The sequence below is a fragment of the Aeromonas sp. A04 genome (genome assembly GCF_047780465.1).
In the GTDB taxonomy this organism is placed as follows: domain Bacteria; phylum Pseudomonadota; class Gammaproteobacteria; order Enterobacterales; family Aeromonadaceae; genus Aeromonas; species Aeromonas bestiarum.
In genome coordinates this window covers 402,190-417,119 of the sequence record NZ_JBLNHP010000003.1, presented here as the reverse complement: position 1 = coordinate 417,119, position 14,930 = coordinate 402,190, and the positions used below count along the sequence as shown (strand labels likewise).

Below are 14,930 nucleotides of genomic sequence, written 5' to 3'. Positions count from 1 at the left end.
GGGGCAAGGTTTGTCGAGTTTAATTGCAAGTCAGGGTGCACTCATTACATGAAAAAAAATCATCTCTGCCTGATCTCTGTGGCCGTGCTGGCGGCAGGCTGTACCAGCTACCGGCACCCCGAACCCGTGCAGGCCAAGGACGCACTGAAGCACGCCATGACCGAGCAGAACAAGGTCGGGGCACTGGCGACCGTGCCCAAGTCGGTACAGAGCGAACTGCTGCAGATGAACCGGCCGCCCCAGGCCCTCAGCATGCCGGAACAGCGGCTGCGCATCGCCGCCCACGATGTGGATGCGGTGGAGTTCTTCGGTTCCCTGTTCAAGGGTTCCCGCTACAGCGTTGCCGTGCATCCCGGCGTGGCCGGCCAGATCTCCGTCGAGCTCAAGGACGTGACCCTGCCCGAGGTGCTGGCGGTGGTGGGTGACATGTATGGCTTCGACGTGCAGCGCAAGGGCAATGTGTTCCACGTCTATCCGGCTGGGCTGCGCACCGAAACCATACCGGTCAACTACCTGATGATGTCCCGTCGTGGCCTGTCCCGTACCTCGGTCAGCACGGGCGGGGTGACCTCTAACGACAACAATTCAAACAACGGCGGCATCAACTCCAGCAGCAATGCTGAAATATCTTCTAACCAGAATGGCACAGGTATTTCTAGCAACTCCAGTACCCAGACGACATCGAACGGTACCCAGATAGAAACGGACACCAACAGCGACTACTGGACCGATCTGCGCACCTCGCTGGAGATGCTGATCGGCAGTGGCGATGGCCGTGCCGTCATCACCAGCCCGCAGGCGGGTCTGGTCACCATCCGCGCCTATCCAAAAGAGCTCAAAGCGGTGCGCGAATTCCTCAGCCAGTCCGAGACCCACCTCAAGCGCCAGGTAGTGCTGGAGGCGCGGATTATGGAGGTGGCTCTTAGCGAAGGCTATGAGCAGGGGGTAGATTGGAGCGGTTTGACAGCAAGTTGGGATGGGAATAAAGGAATTCCCAAGGTGGCTCAGCCGAAGCTGGTAGCCCCAGGTGCTACGCCAGAGTACAACCTGTTGAATGGTGGTGGGTCTCTTGGGGAGAGCTTGGTTGGAGCTGTGAATCCTATTTTTAACGCGATTGGTGGTGGTGCCGGTTTCACTATCACTGACGGTAACTTCAACGTGGCGGTCAACCTGCTCAAGACCCAGGGGGATGTAAACACCCTCTCCAGCCCGCGGGTGACGGCGACCAACAACCAGAAGGCGGTGATCAAGGTGGGGACGGACGAGTACTTCGTCACCAATGCAACGACAACCATCACCTCTACTACAACAGGATCAGAGCGGACTCCCAATGTAGAGTTGACTCCCTTCTTCTCCGGCATAGCGCTGGACGTGACACCGCAGATAGACGAAGAGGGCAAGGTGCTGCTGCATATCCACCCCTCCGTCATCGACACCGAAGAGCAAAACAAGACGATCGATTTGGGCACCACGGGAGGCAAGATGACTCTGCCGTTGGCCAAGAGCTCGATCCGCGAGTCCGATACTGTGGTGCAGGCCAACAACGGCGACATCATAGTCATCGGCGGTCTGATGAAGACCGACAAGCAGGAGATCGTCAGCAAGGTGCCGCTGCTGGGGGACATTCCCTGGGTCGGCGAGGCCTTCACCAACCGCCGCGAGAGCACCAAGAAGGTGGAGCTGGTGATCATGCTCAAACCGACCGTGGTGGAGAAGGACACCTGGCAGAACGAATTGCAGCGCTCCTCCGATCTGCTCGACAAGTGGTATCCGCCCAAGGGCTAAGCCATGACACAGCACGCGGTTGGCCTTGTTCCATGCGGCCTGTGGCTCGGTGCCACGACAGGCCCCCAGGCCGGTGACGACTCATGTACCTGAATCACTTCGGTTTGCAGGAGGCGCCGTTCGGCCTCACTCCCAACACGGGTTTCTACTACGGATTGCCTCCCCATGAGGAGGCGCTGCAGGTTCTAAATTGGGCCTTGATGCAGGGGGAGGGCTTTATCAAGGTGACCGGCGAGGTCGGTACCGGCAAGACGCTGCTCTGTCGCAAGCTGCTGAGCGAGCTGGGCTCGGAGGCCTGTCCTGTGCGTCTGGCCTGGCTGCCCAACCCGCACCTCAGCCCGGCCGAGCTGCGCACCGCGCTGGCCCTGGAGCTGGGGTTGTCGGTGCGCGAAGGCAACGAGCTGGATCTGACGGATCGCATTCATCGCCACCTCATAGGCCTGCATCAGCAGGGCAGCCGGGTGGTGGTGCTGATCGACGAGGCGCAGGCCCTGCCGGACGAGACCCTGGAGGCGATCCGGTTGTTCGGCAACCTGGAGACCGAGTCGAGCAAGCTGCTGCAGATAGTGCTGTTCGGCCAGCCCGAGCTGGACACCAGGCTGGCCAAACTCCATCTGCGCCAGTTGCGCCAGCGGATCGGTTTCTCCTACTGCCTGCGGCCGCTGCGCTTTGACGAGACCCGCGCCTATCTGGAGCACAGATTGCAGGTCTCGGGTTATCGCGGGGCTCCGCTGTTCGATGGTCGCGCCATGCGCCTGCTGTGGCGCGCCTCCCGTGGCATACCGCGACTCATCAACATATTGGCGCAGAAGTGCCTGATGCTGGCCTATGGCCGGGGTGAGCGCCAGATCGATGCCGGTCTGGTGCACCTCGCCATTCGCGATACCGACGATGCCAGCCGCCCCGGTCGGGGGCGCTGGTGGCCACTGTTACTACTGCTGGGGTGTGCCCTGGCCTATGGAGTCTGGCCATCATGAACGAGATCAACCAGATGCTCGGGGATATGAGAGCGCCCCAGCTGCGTTGTGCGTCAGCATGGGGCTGGCGGATACCTATGCTGGCCTATGGAGTCTGGTCATGAGCGTGATCAACCAGATGCTCAAGGATCTGGAACAGCGTCAGCAGGGGGGCGAGGGGGCCGTCTATGTGCCTCCCGTGCGGCAGCAGGGCTGGTGGATGCTGGTGCTGACCCTGATCTGCGGCCTGGCCCTCGGCATTCTCGGCTGGCGGACCTGGATCTACTGGCAGCAGAGTCAGCGGGTCGCACCGCAGAGCCTGGCACAGGCGGCCAGCGAACCCGGGCCTGATGCGGTTGCCCGCGCCGTGCCGGTCACGCCGACGGAGGAGGAGCAGGAGCCGGTGGATCTGGTGGTGGCCTTGCCCACCCCGGGCACCAGGTCCGAGCCCCACGCTGCTGCCGACCCCGACCCCGAGCCGGCGGCGGAAGATCAGGGCGAGACCGGTTATGACGCTCTGCCCCCGAGCGATGAGTCGCTGCAGCCCGATCTCTATGCCGAGCTGGAAGCGGAGCAAGAGGCGGTTGCCCCGCCGCCGCGCAAACCGGGCGTGCTGAAGATAGAGACGGTGAACCTCTCCGAGGCCGAGCTGGCGACCCTGGCCGAGCGCAAGGCCACCACCGCCATGGCCAGGGGGCAACTGCGCGATGCCCAGGACAACTACTATCAGGTGCTGGTCCACGACCCGCACAATCAGGGCGCCCGCGAACAACTGGCGGGCCTGCTCTATGGCGAAGGGCGGCTGAGCGAGGCCACCCAGCTGCTGGAAGAGGGGATCCAGCTCGATCCCGCACAGGCGGATTTTCGGCTGCTGCTGGCGCGGCTCGCCATCAGCAGCGGCGATCAGCTCAAGGCGCTCGGCTGGTTGACCGGCTATCAGCCGGATCTGGCCAGCAATCTGGATTATTACGCCACCTGGGCCGGCCTGACCCAGGAGCTGGGCCGCAATGCCGAGGCGGCCGAGATCTATGTGACCTTGCTGCGCCAGCAGCCGGATCAGGGCCGCTGGTGGCTCGGGCTCGGCGTGGCCGAAGATGGCCAGGGCCACAGCCAGCGGGCGCTCGATGCCTATCGCAACGCCCAGTTGCACGGCAACCTCGGCGAGGCCTCGACCAGCTGGATTGAACAGCGAATTGCCCAGCTTGCCCCCTGACGGGCGGGCTGGTTCACTTTTTTGGAGTTTGCATGGCACAACCCAGACTGAAAATGCGCCTCGGCGACCTGCTGGTGCAAGAGCAGATCATCTCGGATGATCAGCTGCAGCTCGCCCTGCAGCAGCAGCGTCAGACCGGCCGCAAGCTGGGCACCACACTGATCGATCTCGGCTTCATCAGCGAGGTACAGCTGCTGCAGTTTCTTGCCCGCCAGCTGGACGTGCCCTTCTTCGATCTCAACAACCTCACCATAGACGCCTCGGCGGTGCCGCTGTTGCCCGAGGTGCAGGCGCGTCGCTATCGCGCGCTGGCGGTCAACCTCACCGACAACCGGGTGACCGTGGCCATGTCGGATCCGGCGGACTTGAGCGCCCTCGACGCCATCGCGGCGCTGCTGCGCCCGCGGGAGATGGTGCTGGCGGTGGCGCGGGAAGGCCAGCTGCTGGAGTATTTCGACCGCCTCTATCGCCGTACCCGTGAAATAGAGAGCTTCGCCGAACAGCTGCACGAGGAGTACCAGGATACCGGCTTCGAGCTGGGTTCCAGCAACCTCGGGGCCAACGACGAGGGGGAGGCGACGGTGGCCAAGCTGCTGCGCTCCCTGTTCGAGGACGCGGTGCAGGTGGGGGCCTCCGATATCCACATAGAGCCGGACGAGAAGGTGCTGCGCATTCGCCAGCGGATCGACGGCATACTGCACGAGAATATCCTCAGCGAGGTGCGCATCGCCCAGGCGCTGGTGCTGCGCCTGAAACTGGTGGCAGGGCTCGACATCTCGGAGAAGCGGCTGCCCCAGGATGGCCGTTTCAACATGAAGGTGCGCGGCCGGGACGTGGATGTGCGTATGTCCACCATGCCGGTGCAGTACGGCGAGTCGGTGGTGATGCGGCTGCTGGATCAATCCTCCGGCATACTGTCGCTGAGCGAGACCGGCATGCCGCCGGAGATCCTGACCCGTTTCCGCCGTCAGCTCAAACGCCCCCACGGCATGATTTTGGTGACGGGCCCGACCGGGAGCGGCAAGACCACCACCCTCTACGGTGCCCTCTCAGAGCTCAATCAGGCCAGCCACAAGATCATCACGGTGGAAGATCCGGTGGAATACCGGCTGCCCAGGGTCAATCAGGTGCAGGTGAACCCCAAGATTGGCCTCACCTTCTCCCACGTGCTGCGTTCCACCCTGCGCCAGGATCCGGACATACTGCTGGTGGGCGAGATGCGGGACAACGAGACGGTGGAGATAGGCCTGCGCGGCGCCATCACAGGCCATCTGGTGCTCACCACGTTGCACACCAACGATGCGGTCACCAGCGCCCTGCGCCTCATCGACATGGGGGCGCCCGGCTATCTGGTGGCGAGCGCGCTGCGGGCCGTGGTGGCCCAGCGGCTGGTGCGCCGGGTGTGCGAGCACTGCGTTGAGGAGAGGGCGCCTGACGAGGGGCAGGCCACCTGGCTGACCGTGCTCTCCGGCGAGGCGCCCGGTCAGCATGCCTATCACAAGGGGCGTGGCTGCCAGAGCTGCAACTTTACCGGTTACTCTGGCCGGATCGGGGTCTACGAGCTGCTGGAGCTGGATCAACCCATGATGGATGCCCTGCGCCGCAATGATGCCGAAGGCTTCGCCAAGGCGGCGCGCCAGCATGAACACTATCGGCCGCTTGCCTTGACCGCCCTTGACTACGCCCGCCAGGGGATCACCTCGGTGGACGAGGTGCTGCGGTTGGCCGAGGATCTGGGGTAAGCCATGACTCACTTCAATGCCAACCCCCGTGCCGGTTGCCATGACGCTGTCGATCAGGGGCACTCCTCATGAGTACCTTTGCCTACAAGGGGCGCGACAGCCAGGGCAATGCCGTCAGCGGCGTGGTGGACGCCGCCAACGAGATGGCGGCGGCCGAGCAGCTGATGCGCCGCGGCGTGATGCCGACCGAACTCAAGCCGGGCAAGGCGAAATCCGCTGCCGTCGACTGGTCGCTGTTGCTGGAAGGGGGCGTCAAGCTGGACGAGCTGGTGGTGTTCAGCCGCCAGATGTACGCCCTGACCCGGGCGGGGATCCCGATCCTGCGTGCCATCGCCGGGCTGGAGGAGAGCGCCCACAGCAAGCCGCTCAAGCGAGCGCTGCACGCGCTGGGGGAGGATCTGGGCAACGGCCGGCCGCTGTCGAGCTCGATGCAGGCCCACCCCAAGGTATTTGGCAGCCTGTTCGTCGCCATCATTCACGTGGGCGAGAACACGGGTCAGCTGGAAGAGGCTTTCTTGCAGCTCGCCAACTATTTCGATCTGGAGCTGGAGACCCGCAAGCGGATCAAGACCGCCATGCGCTACCCCAGTTTCGTGCTGGCGGCCATCGGCATCGCCATGGTGATCCTCAATATCATGGTGATCCCGGTCTTCGCCGGCATGTTTGCCAAGTTCGGCGTTGAGTTGCCGCTGGCGACCCGGATCCTGCTCGCCACCTCACACTTCTTCGTCCACTACTGGTGGCTGCTGCTTGGCACACTGCTGGCCATGGTGTTTGGCTGGCGCCGCTGGGTGAGCACGGTCAAGGGCAAGCTGACCTGGCACAGATGGCAACTCAGGCTGCCCATCGTCGGCACCATCATAGAGCGCTCCCTGCTGGCCCGCTTCGCCCGCAGCTTCTCCATGATGCTCAAGGCCGGGGTGCCGCTCAATACGGCGCTGACTCTGGTGGCCGATGCGGTGGACAACGCCTGGATGGCGGGCCAGATCCGCGACATGCGGGCCGGTATCGAACGGGGTGAGAGCCTGCTGCGCACCGCCGGCAGCAGCGGCCTGTTTACCCCCCTGGTGATGCAGATGATCGCGGTGGGGGAAGAGACGGGTCAGGTCGACGATCTGCTGCACGAGGCGGCCGAGTATTACGAGCGGGAGGTGGACTATGACCTCAAGAGCCTGACCGCCCGTATCGAGCCCATCCTGATCGGGATCGTGGCTGTCATGGTGCTGGTGCTGGCGCTCGGTATCTTCACGCCCATGTGGGACATGATGCGGGCCGTGCGTGGCAAGTAAACAGGCAGCTTTACCGTCAGTGATGCGGGGAGTGGATAAGCGGCAAGATGTGGAGCGAAACAGGTGAGCAGACAGTCACAACAGGATGATCGCTGGCTGGGGGGATATAGACGGATGGTCGTGCTGATCTTGCTGCTGATCATAGTGGCGACCCTGGCCCAGAGCTATCGCACCCACAGAGCGGAGGCGCTGGCCCTCGGCCTGGCCCTGCTGGGAGAACAGTTTGCCGAGCGGGCACAAAGGTTGCACGGGCTCTGGCTGGATCAGCGCCGTCCCGCGAGTCTGTTTGCCGATGGTCTGGCCTGGCAGTTCGATGACAGGGGCTGGCCGATAGGGGCCGGATCCCTGCTGGCGCCCTCGGAAAATTGCCGCCAGCTCTGGTTGTCGATCATAGGCACACAGAGCCAGGATCTGCCGCCGCTGCAAGCGCTGGCGAGCCGCGATGGCGGGGGATGCGAGTTCGGTTGGGAAGATAATTGGCTGATTTATCAATTTTCTGATGGCAGAGTGCAACAAAAGCCTTGAATGAGGCCGATTGTGTGGCTCAGTTAAATGATTTTTTTATATCTGCATGAAATAATGCGGGTTATTACGGAGGGACCATGGCAACAAATCGAATGGCACCAACACATCCCGGGTTGGTGATGACGTCTCGGGCGGCGGGTTTCTCGTTGATCGAACTGGTGATCGTCATCGTTATTCTGGGGATCCTGGCGGTGACCGCCTTGCCTCGCTTCCTCGATGTGACCGACGAGGCCAAGAAGGCCAGCGTGGAAGGGGTCTCCGGCGGCTTTGCCACCGGCGTTTCGCTGGTGCGGGCCCAGTGGGAAGCGGAGGGACGTGCCAAGCAGGACAGCCTCAATACCGTGCTGTATGACGGTTCCCGCTTCTATCTGACCACGCCGACCGAGACCCAGGTCAGCAATGGCGAGCTCTCCCCCGGTTATCCCATGGATACCTCGGCGGGTGGCGGTATCGATGTGGATCCGGCCAACCTGACGGCCCAGCGCTGTCTCAAGATTTGGGAGGGTCTGTTGCAGAACCCGCCCAAGGCTACTGCCAGCTTTGACGAGGTGCGCGGTAGCGGCAATGACCTGAAATACTATGTCAGTGTGACCAATAACGGCCTGGACTCAGTCTGCCGCTACTATCTGGTCAATAGTTTGAGTAAGGGTAGTGATGGCAAGTATCAGGATCCGCAAGGCAGTACTGATGCATTCATGAGTTTCAGTTACCGTCCGGCTTCCGGTCAGGTGACCACCAATATCAATTGACAGAGGAAAGTAAAATGAAAAAACAGGCGGGTTTTACCCTGATCGAGCTGGTCATAGTGATCATCATTCTGGGCATTCTGGCAGTGACTGCTGCCCCCAAGTTCCTGAATTTGCAGGATGATGCAAATCAGGCTGCTGCACAGGGCGTTGCGGCGGCTTTGCAAAGTGGTGCTCAGCTGGTTTATAGCCGGTCAGCTCTGGATGGCAAAGAGAAAGATCCAACCGCGTCAGTTTCCGCAGGCACTAGTACAGTGTCCACTGCCTTTGGTTATCCGACTGCAAATAAAGCTGGTATCGGCAATGCAGTAACGGTGGATGGTAGCTGGGAGCAGAAAAATGACGATGGTGTTTACACTTCTAGCCAAGCCAACAGCTGCCAGGTTATTTACACCGCCCCGTCAGTGGCAGGTGGCACTTTCTCGGTATCTCTAAGCGGTGCCAACTGTAGCTAATAAGATCGACAATTCAGCGAGGCTTCGGCCTCGCTTTCTCCTTTCCCCAATGAGAAACCCCATGCCTGCAACCAAGGGCTTTACCCTGATTGAACTGGTCGTGGTGATCCTGTTGCTCGGGATTCTGGCCGCCTTTGCCGTGCCCAAGTTGCTGGGCAAAGGCGGCTTTGAAACTCAAACCCTCCGCGATGAGCTGTTGGCCCGGCTGCGGCTGGTACAGACCGTCAATATGCACGAACCTGCCAGCCGCTGTACCCAGTTGATCGTTGCCTCCCCCCGTTTTGCCCATCGCACCTATGGCGTCACGGCACAGACGGCTTGCCCGGGCAGCGATCCCTTGACTGGCTGGACTGGCAACCAACTGACCCGTGGTCGGGTGGTGAGCGCCTCATCCGGCCTGCTGATCTCTCTGGTCGGTACCGGTAATGGACGTTTTGTACTCCGCTTTGATCCGATGGGGCGGCCGCTTGGTGCCTGTGCGGGTGGCTGCACTCTGCAGGTGAGCGATGGGGGCGAGACGAGTCGCATCAAGATCGAATCCGAGGGGTATATCCATGAGAGCCCCTGAGCGCGGCTTTACCCTGATAGAGCTGATCGTCGGCATAGTGCTGCTGGCGGTGGCGCTGACCGGCATTCTCGGGCTCTTGATCAATCAGGCGCCCCAGGCGGTGGATCCGGTACAGCAGGTACGCGCCGCCCAGCTGGCCCAGCGCCTGGCCGGGGAGATACTGCAAAAGTCGTTCGATGAAAACTCGGATCACAACGGTGGCCGTTACCGCTGCGGCGAGACGGTCGTCAGCGTCACCATCCCTGCCTGTTCGACCCGTTATGGCACGGATGGCGAGCCGGCCCCTTATGCTTTCAACGATGTGGATGACTTCGATACCTCGGGTAACTGGGTGGATGCCAATCTGTTTACCCAGACGGCAGCGGGTATCAGCAGCGAAGAGTATCGCAACTATCGGGTCAAAATCGCGGTAAATGCGGTCGATTTCAGCGATGGCACTTTCAAAAGCTGCGTCGCCCCCTGCTCTGTGGGCAAACGCATCGATCTGCAGGTGCGACTGCCGGATCAGAGTGTGCTCGACTTCTCCTTCTACCGGGGGAACTACTGATGAGGGCGGCGATGTGCGGTTTTACCCTGATCGAACTAGTGATGGTGATCCTGCTGCTCGGTATCATGGCGACCTTTACCAGCCAGTTTATCGGCATCGGCACCCAGATCTATGGCGATGCCAGCAGCCGCGAGCAGTTGATGAGCGATGCCCGTTTCGCCATGGAGCGGCTCAATCGCGAGCTGCGTGATGCTGTGCCGGGTTCAGAGCGGATTGAAGACCAGAATGGCAACTGGCTTGACGAGGGGGCCTGCCTGCGTTTCTGGCCCATCAGCGCCTCCAGCCGCTATCTTGTCCTCAATCGAGCCATGTCGGGCAGCGGCGCTACCCTGGAGCTGGTGATGGCAACCCCCGCCTCTGCGGCCAATCCACTGAGTCAGGATGCCAATGCCGTCAAGGCAGGGGATCTGATGGCCGTCTTCCCTGTGCCGAATTCAGGCGTGGATTCACTGACCGCTGGTTGCGACTATGGCCGTTGTGTCGCCCGAGTGACCGAGGTGCTGGCTCCGGTATCCGGGGCCCAGACCATTCGCTACAGCAGTAGCGAGACCCTGGCAGGCCTCTCGCCGGGCAGTCGGGTCTATTTTGCCAGCCAGCAGGTGCGCTACTGCGTGGCAGGGAACAGGCTCACCCGCGCCAGCGCGGCCATCGCTGCCGCGTTACCTGCCACGGGAGTGCTGATGGCGGAGTCCATTCGTACTGGCGCTTTCTATCGGGAAGCGCTGGCCTTCAACGCACAAGGGGAGTTTGGCATGCGCTTTGTGTTCGAGCGCAAAGGGGAGTCGGTCACCTTCAACCACAAGATAGAGGTGTTCAATGTGCCCTGATACACAGGCTCTTGGACGCATGCGTGGCAGTGCCCTGATGATTGCCCTGTTTGTCATAGTGGTGATGGCGCTGCTGGCGGCCGCCATGGGCCGCTTTCTGACCGACAGCAGCGAGAAAAACACGGTGGAGGTGCGCAGTGTGCGTGCCCTGCTGGCAGCCCAGAGCGGGCTTGAGATAGCCTTGTATCAGCTGTTTCCCAATAGACCGACACCACCATCACCGCTTGATCGCTGCGAGTGGGTACTCTCATCACCTGTGTTTAATGGCAATCCGGGACTGGCTGGCTGCGAGGCAAGGATCAGTTGCGTGCAACTGCCCGTGACCTACAACGGAGGGGTGACCAATGGCTACCGTCTGCTCAGTGTCGGCTCCTGTGGTTCTACCGATCTCGGCAGCGCCAACCCGGAGTTTGCCGTGAGTCGCACTCTGGCCGTTGAAGCCTATGATGGAGGTTCATGATGAAATGGCTATGGGCGCTGGCCCTCTTCACTAGCCCGGTCTGGGCATTTGACCCTATCGACACCAGCACCTTCTTCCCTGCTGTGGTACAGGGTCATCATGGTGACAACAACAATACCTGCCACCAGATCAGCGGCAACCAGCTGAGCCAGCTCAACAATCCCAAGATCAATGGCACCGGCGGTCTGCCGCTCAATTTCTGTTCCATCCTGCCCGATCAGAACAATACGCCCCGTTGCGATAACGGGGCTGGCGGTTACAAGATCTGCGCCATCACCGGCAGCGATATTCGCGGCCTCCCGATGGCAACGGGGAACAACAAGTTCCCGACCATCACCTCTGTGATGCCGCTTCTTTGCCAGCAGGGCCAGCAAACCGCACTCTTCTCGGACTACGGGTCTGCCACGGTCGAGAATTGCACTGTGACCTTTCCGAGCCGCAGCACCTACCAGATCAAGTCGCTGAGTGTACGCAACAACGGTGTGCTGGTGCTGGGGGATGGGGATTACTTTATCGACTCGCTGATCCTCGACAATGCCACCATCCGCCTGTCCGGCAACGGCACGACGCGCATTTTTGTCAACAAGGACATGAAGCTGCTCAACACGGTCAACATCAATGCGACCAATCAGGGCAGCCTTGTCTGGGTCAACTATGGCGACATGACCATAGACAACAACTCCCGATTTTATGGCTACCTCTACACCGATGGTCGTTTGACCATGAACAACAATGCCACCGTTTATGGGCGGGTGACGGCCCGTTATCTGAGCATGGATGCCCAGTCCAGCATCAACGACTATGCCGTTCCTCCTCCGCTGACCTGTTTTGAGGACGGTTTTGACAGCGCCCAGATCAACCCGGACAGCTGGGTGGTGGCCCAGCGCAACAACAGTACCTTGCCATCGGTGCAAAATGGCCGCCTGCGCCTCACCCAGAACGTCACCGATCAGGCCACTTCGGCCACCTTCCAGCGCCTCTTTCCGGGAGCCGGCAACCTGGTGACGGTCGAATTCGATCAGTTCGCCTACAAGACCTTCGGCACGAGCGGGGCGGACGGCATGGCGGTGGTGCTCTCGGATGCCACCCTGACGCCGCAGCCGGGGGCCTTTGGCGGCCCGCTGGGCTATGGCTTCAAGACTGGGATCAGTGGCTTCGCGGGCGGCTGGCTCGGGGTGGGGCTCGACGAGTACGGCAACTATGCCAACGAAGGGGGCAACTACAACTGGGGGTCCCGTCCTCAGGCCGTTTCCATCCGTGGCTCGGGTTCTGGCACCTCCGGCTACAACTATCTGGCCGGTACCGTCAGCAACCTGAGTCCGTCCGTCGACAGCGGCATCAACGGCAATCGCCCCCACCGCTACCGCATCACGGTCGACTCCAGGACGACTGGCAGCTCGCTGGCGAAAGTCGAGCGGGATACCGGCTCGGGCTATGGCACCCTGGTTGGTCCCATCAACATGGCGAGTCAGGCCGGCCAGGCGGCGGTGCCGGCCAATTTCCTGCTCTCCCTGACCGGCTCCACCGGTTCGGTAACCAACTACCACGAGATCGACAACGTGCGGATCTGCGCCCTGCGATCCAACCCGGTCGGGGTGCAGATCGACCACTTCCAGCTCGATCACTCCGGTCAGGCACTGACCTGCAATCCGGAGACTGTGACTATCAAGGCGTGCGCCGATGCTGCTTGTACCACGCTAATCACAGATCCTGTCACCGCGACCCTGAGTCTGGATCCTGTTTCCAGCAGCAATGGCTGGATCGGCGGCAATACGGTGACCTTCAGTGGCGGCTCCACGACCGTTCAGTTGCGCAACAACACCGCCACTGCGGTTACCATAGGGGTGTCCGGCTCGACCCCGGCCACCAAGCCATTCAGTACCACCTTGTGCAAGGCTGGCGCCGGGACGCCCAGTGCGGCAGCCTGTACCCTGAATTTTGCCGATAGCGGCTTTTTCTTCGACGTGCCGGATACCTATTCCAACCAGCCGCAGACGGTGACCATCAAGGCGGTCAAGAAGAGCGACCTGACCCAGCAGTGCGTGCCGGGTTTTGCCAGCCAGAGCAAGATCATCAAGTTCTGGAGCAGCTATCTCTTGCCGAATAGCAATAACTACAACAGCAAGATGAGTGTCAACAGCAGTGTGATCGGTACCAGTCTGGGCACTGCGACGCCTGTATCCCTCATGTTTGATGCCCAGGGGCAGTCGAGCATGACGGTCAGCTACCCGGACGCCGGTCAGGTGCAACTGGATGTCCGTTACGACGGCACGGGCAATGAGGCGGGGCTGGTGATGCTTGGCGCCGACCAGTTTGTGGCGCGTCCTGTCGGCTTGTGCATTACACCCCCGCAAGGTGTGTGTGCGGCAGGGAATAGCAGCTGCCCTGTGTTCAAGAAAGCGGGAGAGACATTCCAGGTAGACATCAAGGCGATGGCCTGGGAATCCGCCAATGATGGGGATATCTGCGCCGGAAATCAGACCACGCCCAACTTTGTACTGAGCGGCATCGGTCTGGGCAGCACTCTGGTGGCCCCCAGCCCGGGCACCAATGCCACGCTTGGCACCACCAGCTATAACCATGTGGCCGCCGCCAACAGTCTCAACAGCGTCAACCAGACGGTGAGCGAGGTGGGGGTGTTCCGGATGACGGCGACCCCGCCAGCCAGCGGTTACTTCACTTACACAATCCCATCCGCCCAGAGCCAGCCGGTGGGCCGTTTTATCCCCGCCGATTTCAATCTGGTCAGCGGCGACATAGTGCCGGCCTGCAATGCCTTCTCCTATATGGGGCAGCCCTTTGGGGTCACGCTGGATGTGCGGGCCCGCAACCTGTCTGGCGGGCAGACCCAGAACTATACGGGGCTGTTTGCCAAGGGGGACGCCTATCTCTCCGTTGCCAACAACAAGGATGGCAAATCCCTGTCGGCCCGGTTGCGCAGCCTGTCTGCGCTGCCCTGGGTGAATGGGCGGTCGGCATTTACCGGTAATAGCGAGTTTGTTCGCCTCTCCGACACTCAACAGGATGGCCCTTACAAGTCTTTGCTGTTTGGTCTCTATATGAAAGACAACGATGGCGAACGTACCCTGATTGCCAGCCCCGACTTCAACGATGCCGTGGCCGGCAATTGCAGCGGCTCTGGTTGCAATGCCCGGCTGATCGACAGTGTGGCCATGCAGGTCTATTTCGGTCGATTGCTGGCGGGCACGGGGGCTGGTCTTGCCTCTGCGCCGCTGGCCGTTCCCTTGCAGATGCAATATTACGAGGCGGGCAACTGGCAGTTGAACAAGCTGGACCAATGTACCCAGCTCTCTCTGGCCAATCAGGGGTTCAGTTTCCTCAATCCGGGCCAGACCTTTGATGCGACCAGCAGCGAGCTCAACCTGGGGGGGAACCGCAAGATAAAGCTGGGGCTGGGCAGCTCGCTGCCGGGCGGCATATCGGCGGTAGCCAGGGATGGGGAGATCCTGTTCCAGTTCGCCAAGCCGGATATCTCGGTACGGATCCCCTACAAGGTCGATTTGTCGAAACAGCCATCACGGCCGCTCTGGTTGTCTGACCCTGTTACCTTGCAAGGCGAGGCCATTTTTGGCTCCAGCCGGGGTAATGACAGAATTATTTATCGGCGCGAAGTGATGCCGTAATGGAGGCGGGGCGGCGGATCTTCGCGATCTTCCCCCCTATCTTCTTGTTTATTAGCGTTTGTCAGCCTGTGCGGGTGAGTGATGACTCGCATTTTTGTCGCGCCTGATGGGTTGGCGACAGTTTGAGCGCTTGCCCATTGGGGTGGGCATTGGTAAAGTTAGCCGGTTTTCTG

Annotated in this window: 13 protein-coding genes; all 13 read left to right on the top strand. The window is 61.2% G+C overall.

The genetic code is table 11. From position 1 onward, the window contains the following. Positions 1-48 precede the first annotated feature (48 nt). The 13 genes from mshL to ACM3N8_RS13140 all read left to right on the top strand — a co-directional run bounded on the left by mshL (position 49) and on the right by ACM3N8_RS13140 (position 14,757). Positions 49-1,785, top strand: coding sequence for a pilus (MSHA type) biogenesis protein MshL (gene mshL, locus ACM3N8_RS13200; protein WP_241280116.1), 1,737 nt, complete (start codon positions 49-51; stop codon positions 1,783-1,785). Between the two features lie 83 nt (positions 1,786-1,868). Next, positions 1,869-2,762: an ExeA family protein gene (locus tag ACM3N8_RS13195; protein ID WP_241280118.1), complete on the top strand. Its 894-nt coding sequence runs from the start codon at positions 1,869-1,871 to the stop codon at positions 2,760-2,762. A gap of 100 nt (positions 2,763-2,862) precedes the next feature. Next, positions 2,863-3,954 (top strand): tetratricopeptide repeat protein, encoded by a 1,092-nt coding sequence (locus ACM3N8_RS13190; RefSeq protein ID WP_241280120.1) that lies wholly within the window; start codon positions 2,863-2,865, stop codon positions 3,952-3,954. A gap of 32 nt (positions 3,955-3,986) precedes the next feature. Continuing rightward, entirely contained in the window at positions 3,987-5,696 is a 1,710-nt protein-coding gene (gene mshE, locus ACM3N8_RS13185; protein ID WP_043139715.1) for an MSHA fimbrial ATPase MshE, read from the top strand. A gap of 68 nt (positions 5,697-5,764) precedes the next feature. Beyond that, the gene (gene mshG, locus ACM3N8_RS13180; protein ID WP_241280122.1) at positions 5,765-6,985 is read left to right on the top strand and encodes an MSHA fimbrial biogenesis protein MshG; all 1,221 of its coding nucleotides are present in this window, start codon (positions 5,765-5,767) and stop codon (positions 6,983-6,985) included. Between the two features lie 63 nt (positions 6,986-7,048). Then, a complete protein-coding gene (locus tag ACM3N8_RS13175; RefSeq protein ID WP_290018932.1) occupies positions 7,049-7,510 on the top strand; it encodes a hypothetical protein in 462 nt (153 codons plus the stop codon). 77 nt (positions 7,511-7,587) lie between these two features. Beyond that, positions 7,588-8,259: a prepilin-type N-terminal cleavage/methylation domain-containing protein gene (locus ACM3N8_RS13170; protein WP_241280124.1), complete on the top strand. Its 672-nt coding sequence runs from the start codon at positions 7,588-7,590 to the stop codon at positions 8,257-8,259. Between the two features lie 14 nt (positions 8,260-8,273). Next, positions 8,274-8,711 carry a prepilin-type N-terminal cleavage/methylation domain-containing protein gene (locus ACM3N8_RS13165; protein WP_241280125.1) on the top strand — a complete coding sequence of 146 codons (438 nt, stop codon included), beginning with the start codon at positions 8,274-8,276 and terminating at the stop codon, positions 8,709-8,711. A gap of 61 nt (positions 8,712-8,772) precedes the next feature. Further along, a complete protein-coding gene (locus tag ACM3N8_RS13160) occupies positions 8,773-9,279 on the top strand; it encodes a prepilin-type N-terminal cleavage/methylation domain-containing protein (protein WP_241280127.1) in 507 nt (168 codons plus the stop codon). Further along, entirely contained in the window at positions 9,266-9,826 is a 561-nt protein-coding gene (locus tag ACM3N8_RS13155) for a prepilin-type N-terminal cleavage/methylation domain-containing protein (RefSeq protein WP_241280130.1), read from the top strand. Before ACM3N8_RS13160 ends, ACM3N8_RS13155 begins: the two co-directional genes overlap by 14 nt. Beyond that, the gene (locus ACM3N8_RS13150; RefSeq protein ID WP_241280132.1) at positions 9,826-10,653 is read left to right on the top strand and encodes a PilW family protein; all 828 of its coding nucleotides are present in this window, start codon (positions 9,826-9,828) and stop codon (positions 10,651-10,653) included. Before ACM3N8_RS13155 ends, ACM3N8_RS13150 begins: the two co-directional genes overlap by 1 nt. Then, positions 10,643-11,113: an MSHA biogenesis protein MshP gene (locus ACM3N8_RS13145; protein WP_416016211.1), complete on the top strand. Its 471-nt coding sequence runs from the start codon at positions 10,643-10,645 to the stop codon at positions 11,111-11,113. The genes ACM3N8_RS13150 and ACM3N8_RS13145 overlap by 11 nt, the downstream gene beginning before the upstream one ends. Continuing rightward, the gene (locus ACM3N8_RS13140; protein ID WP_290018930.1) at positions 11,110-14,757 is read left to right on the top strand and encodes a DUF6701 domain-containing protein; all 3,648 of its coding nucleotides are present in this window, start codon (positions 11,110-11,112) and stop codon (positions 14,755-14,757) included. The genes ACM3N8_RS13145 and ACM3N8_RS13140 overlap by 4 nt, the downstream gene beginning before the upstream one ends. Positions 14,758-14,930: the final 173 nt, after the last annotated feature.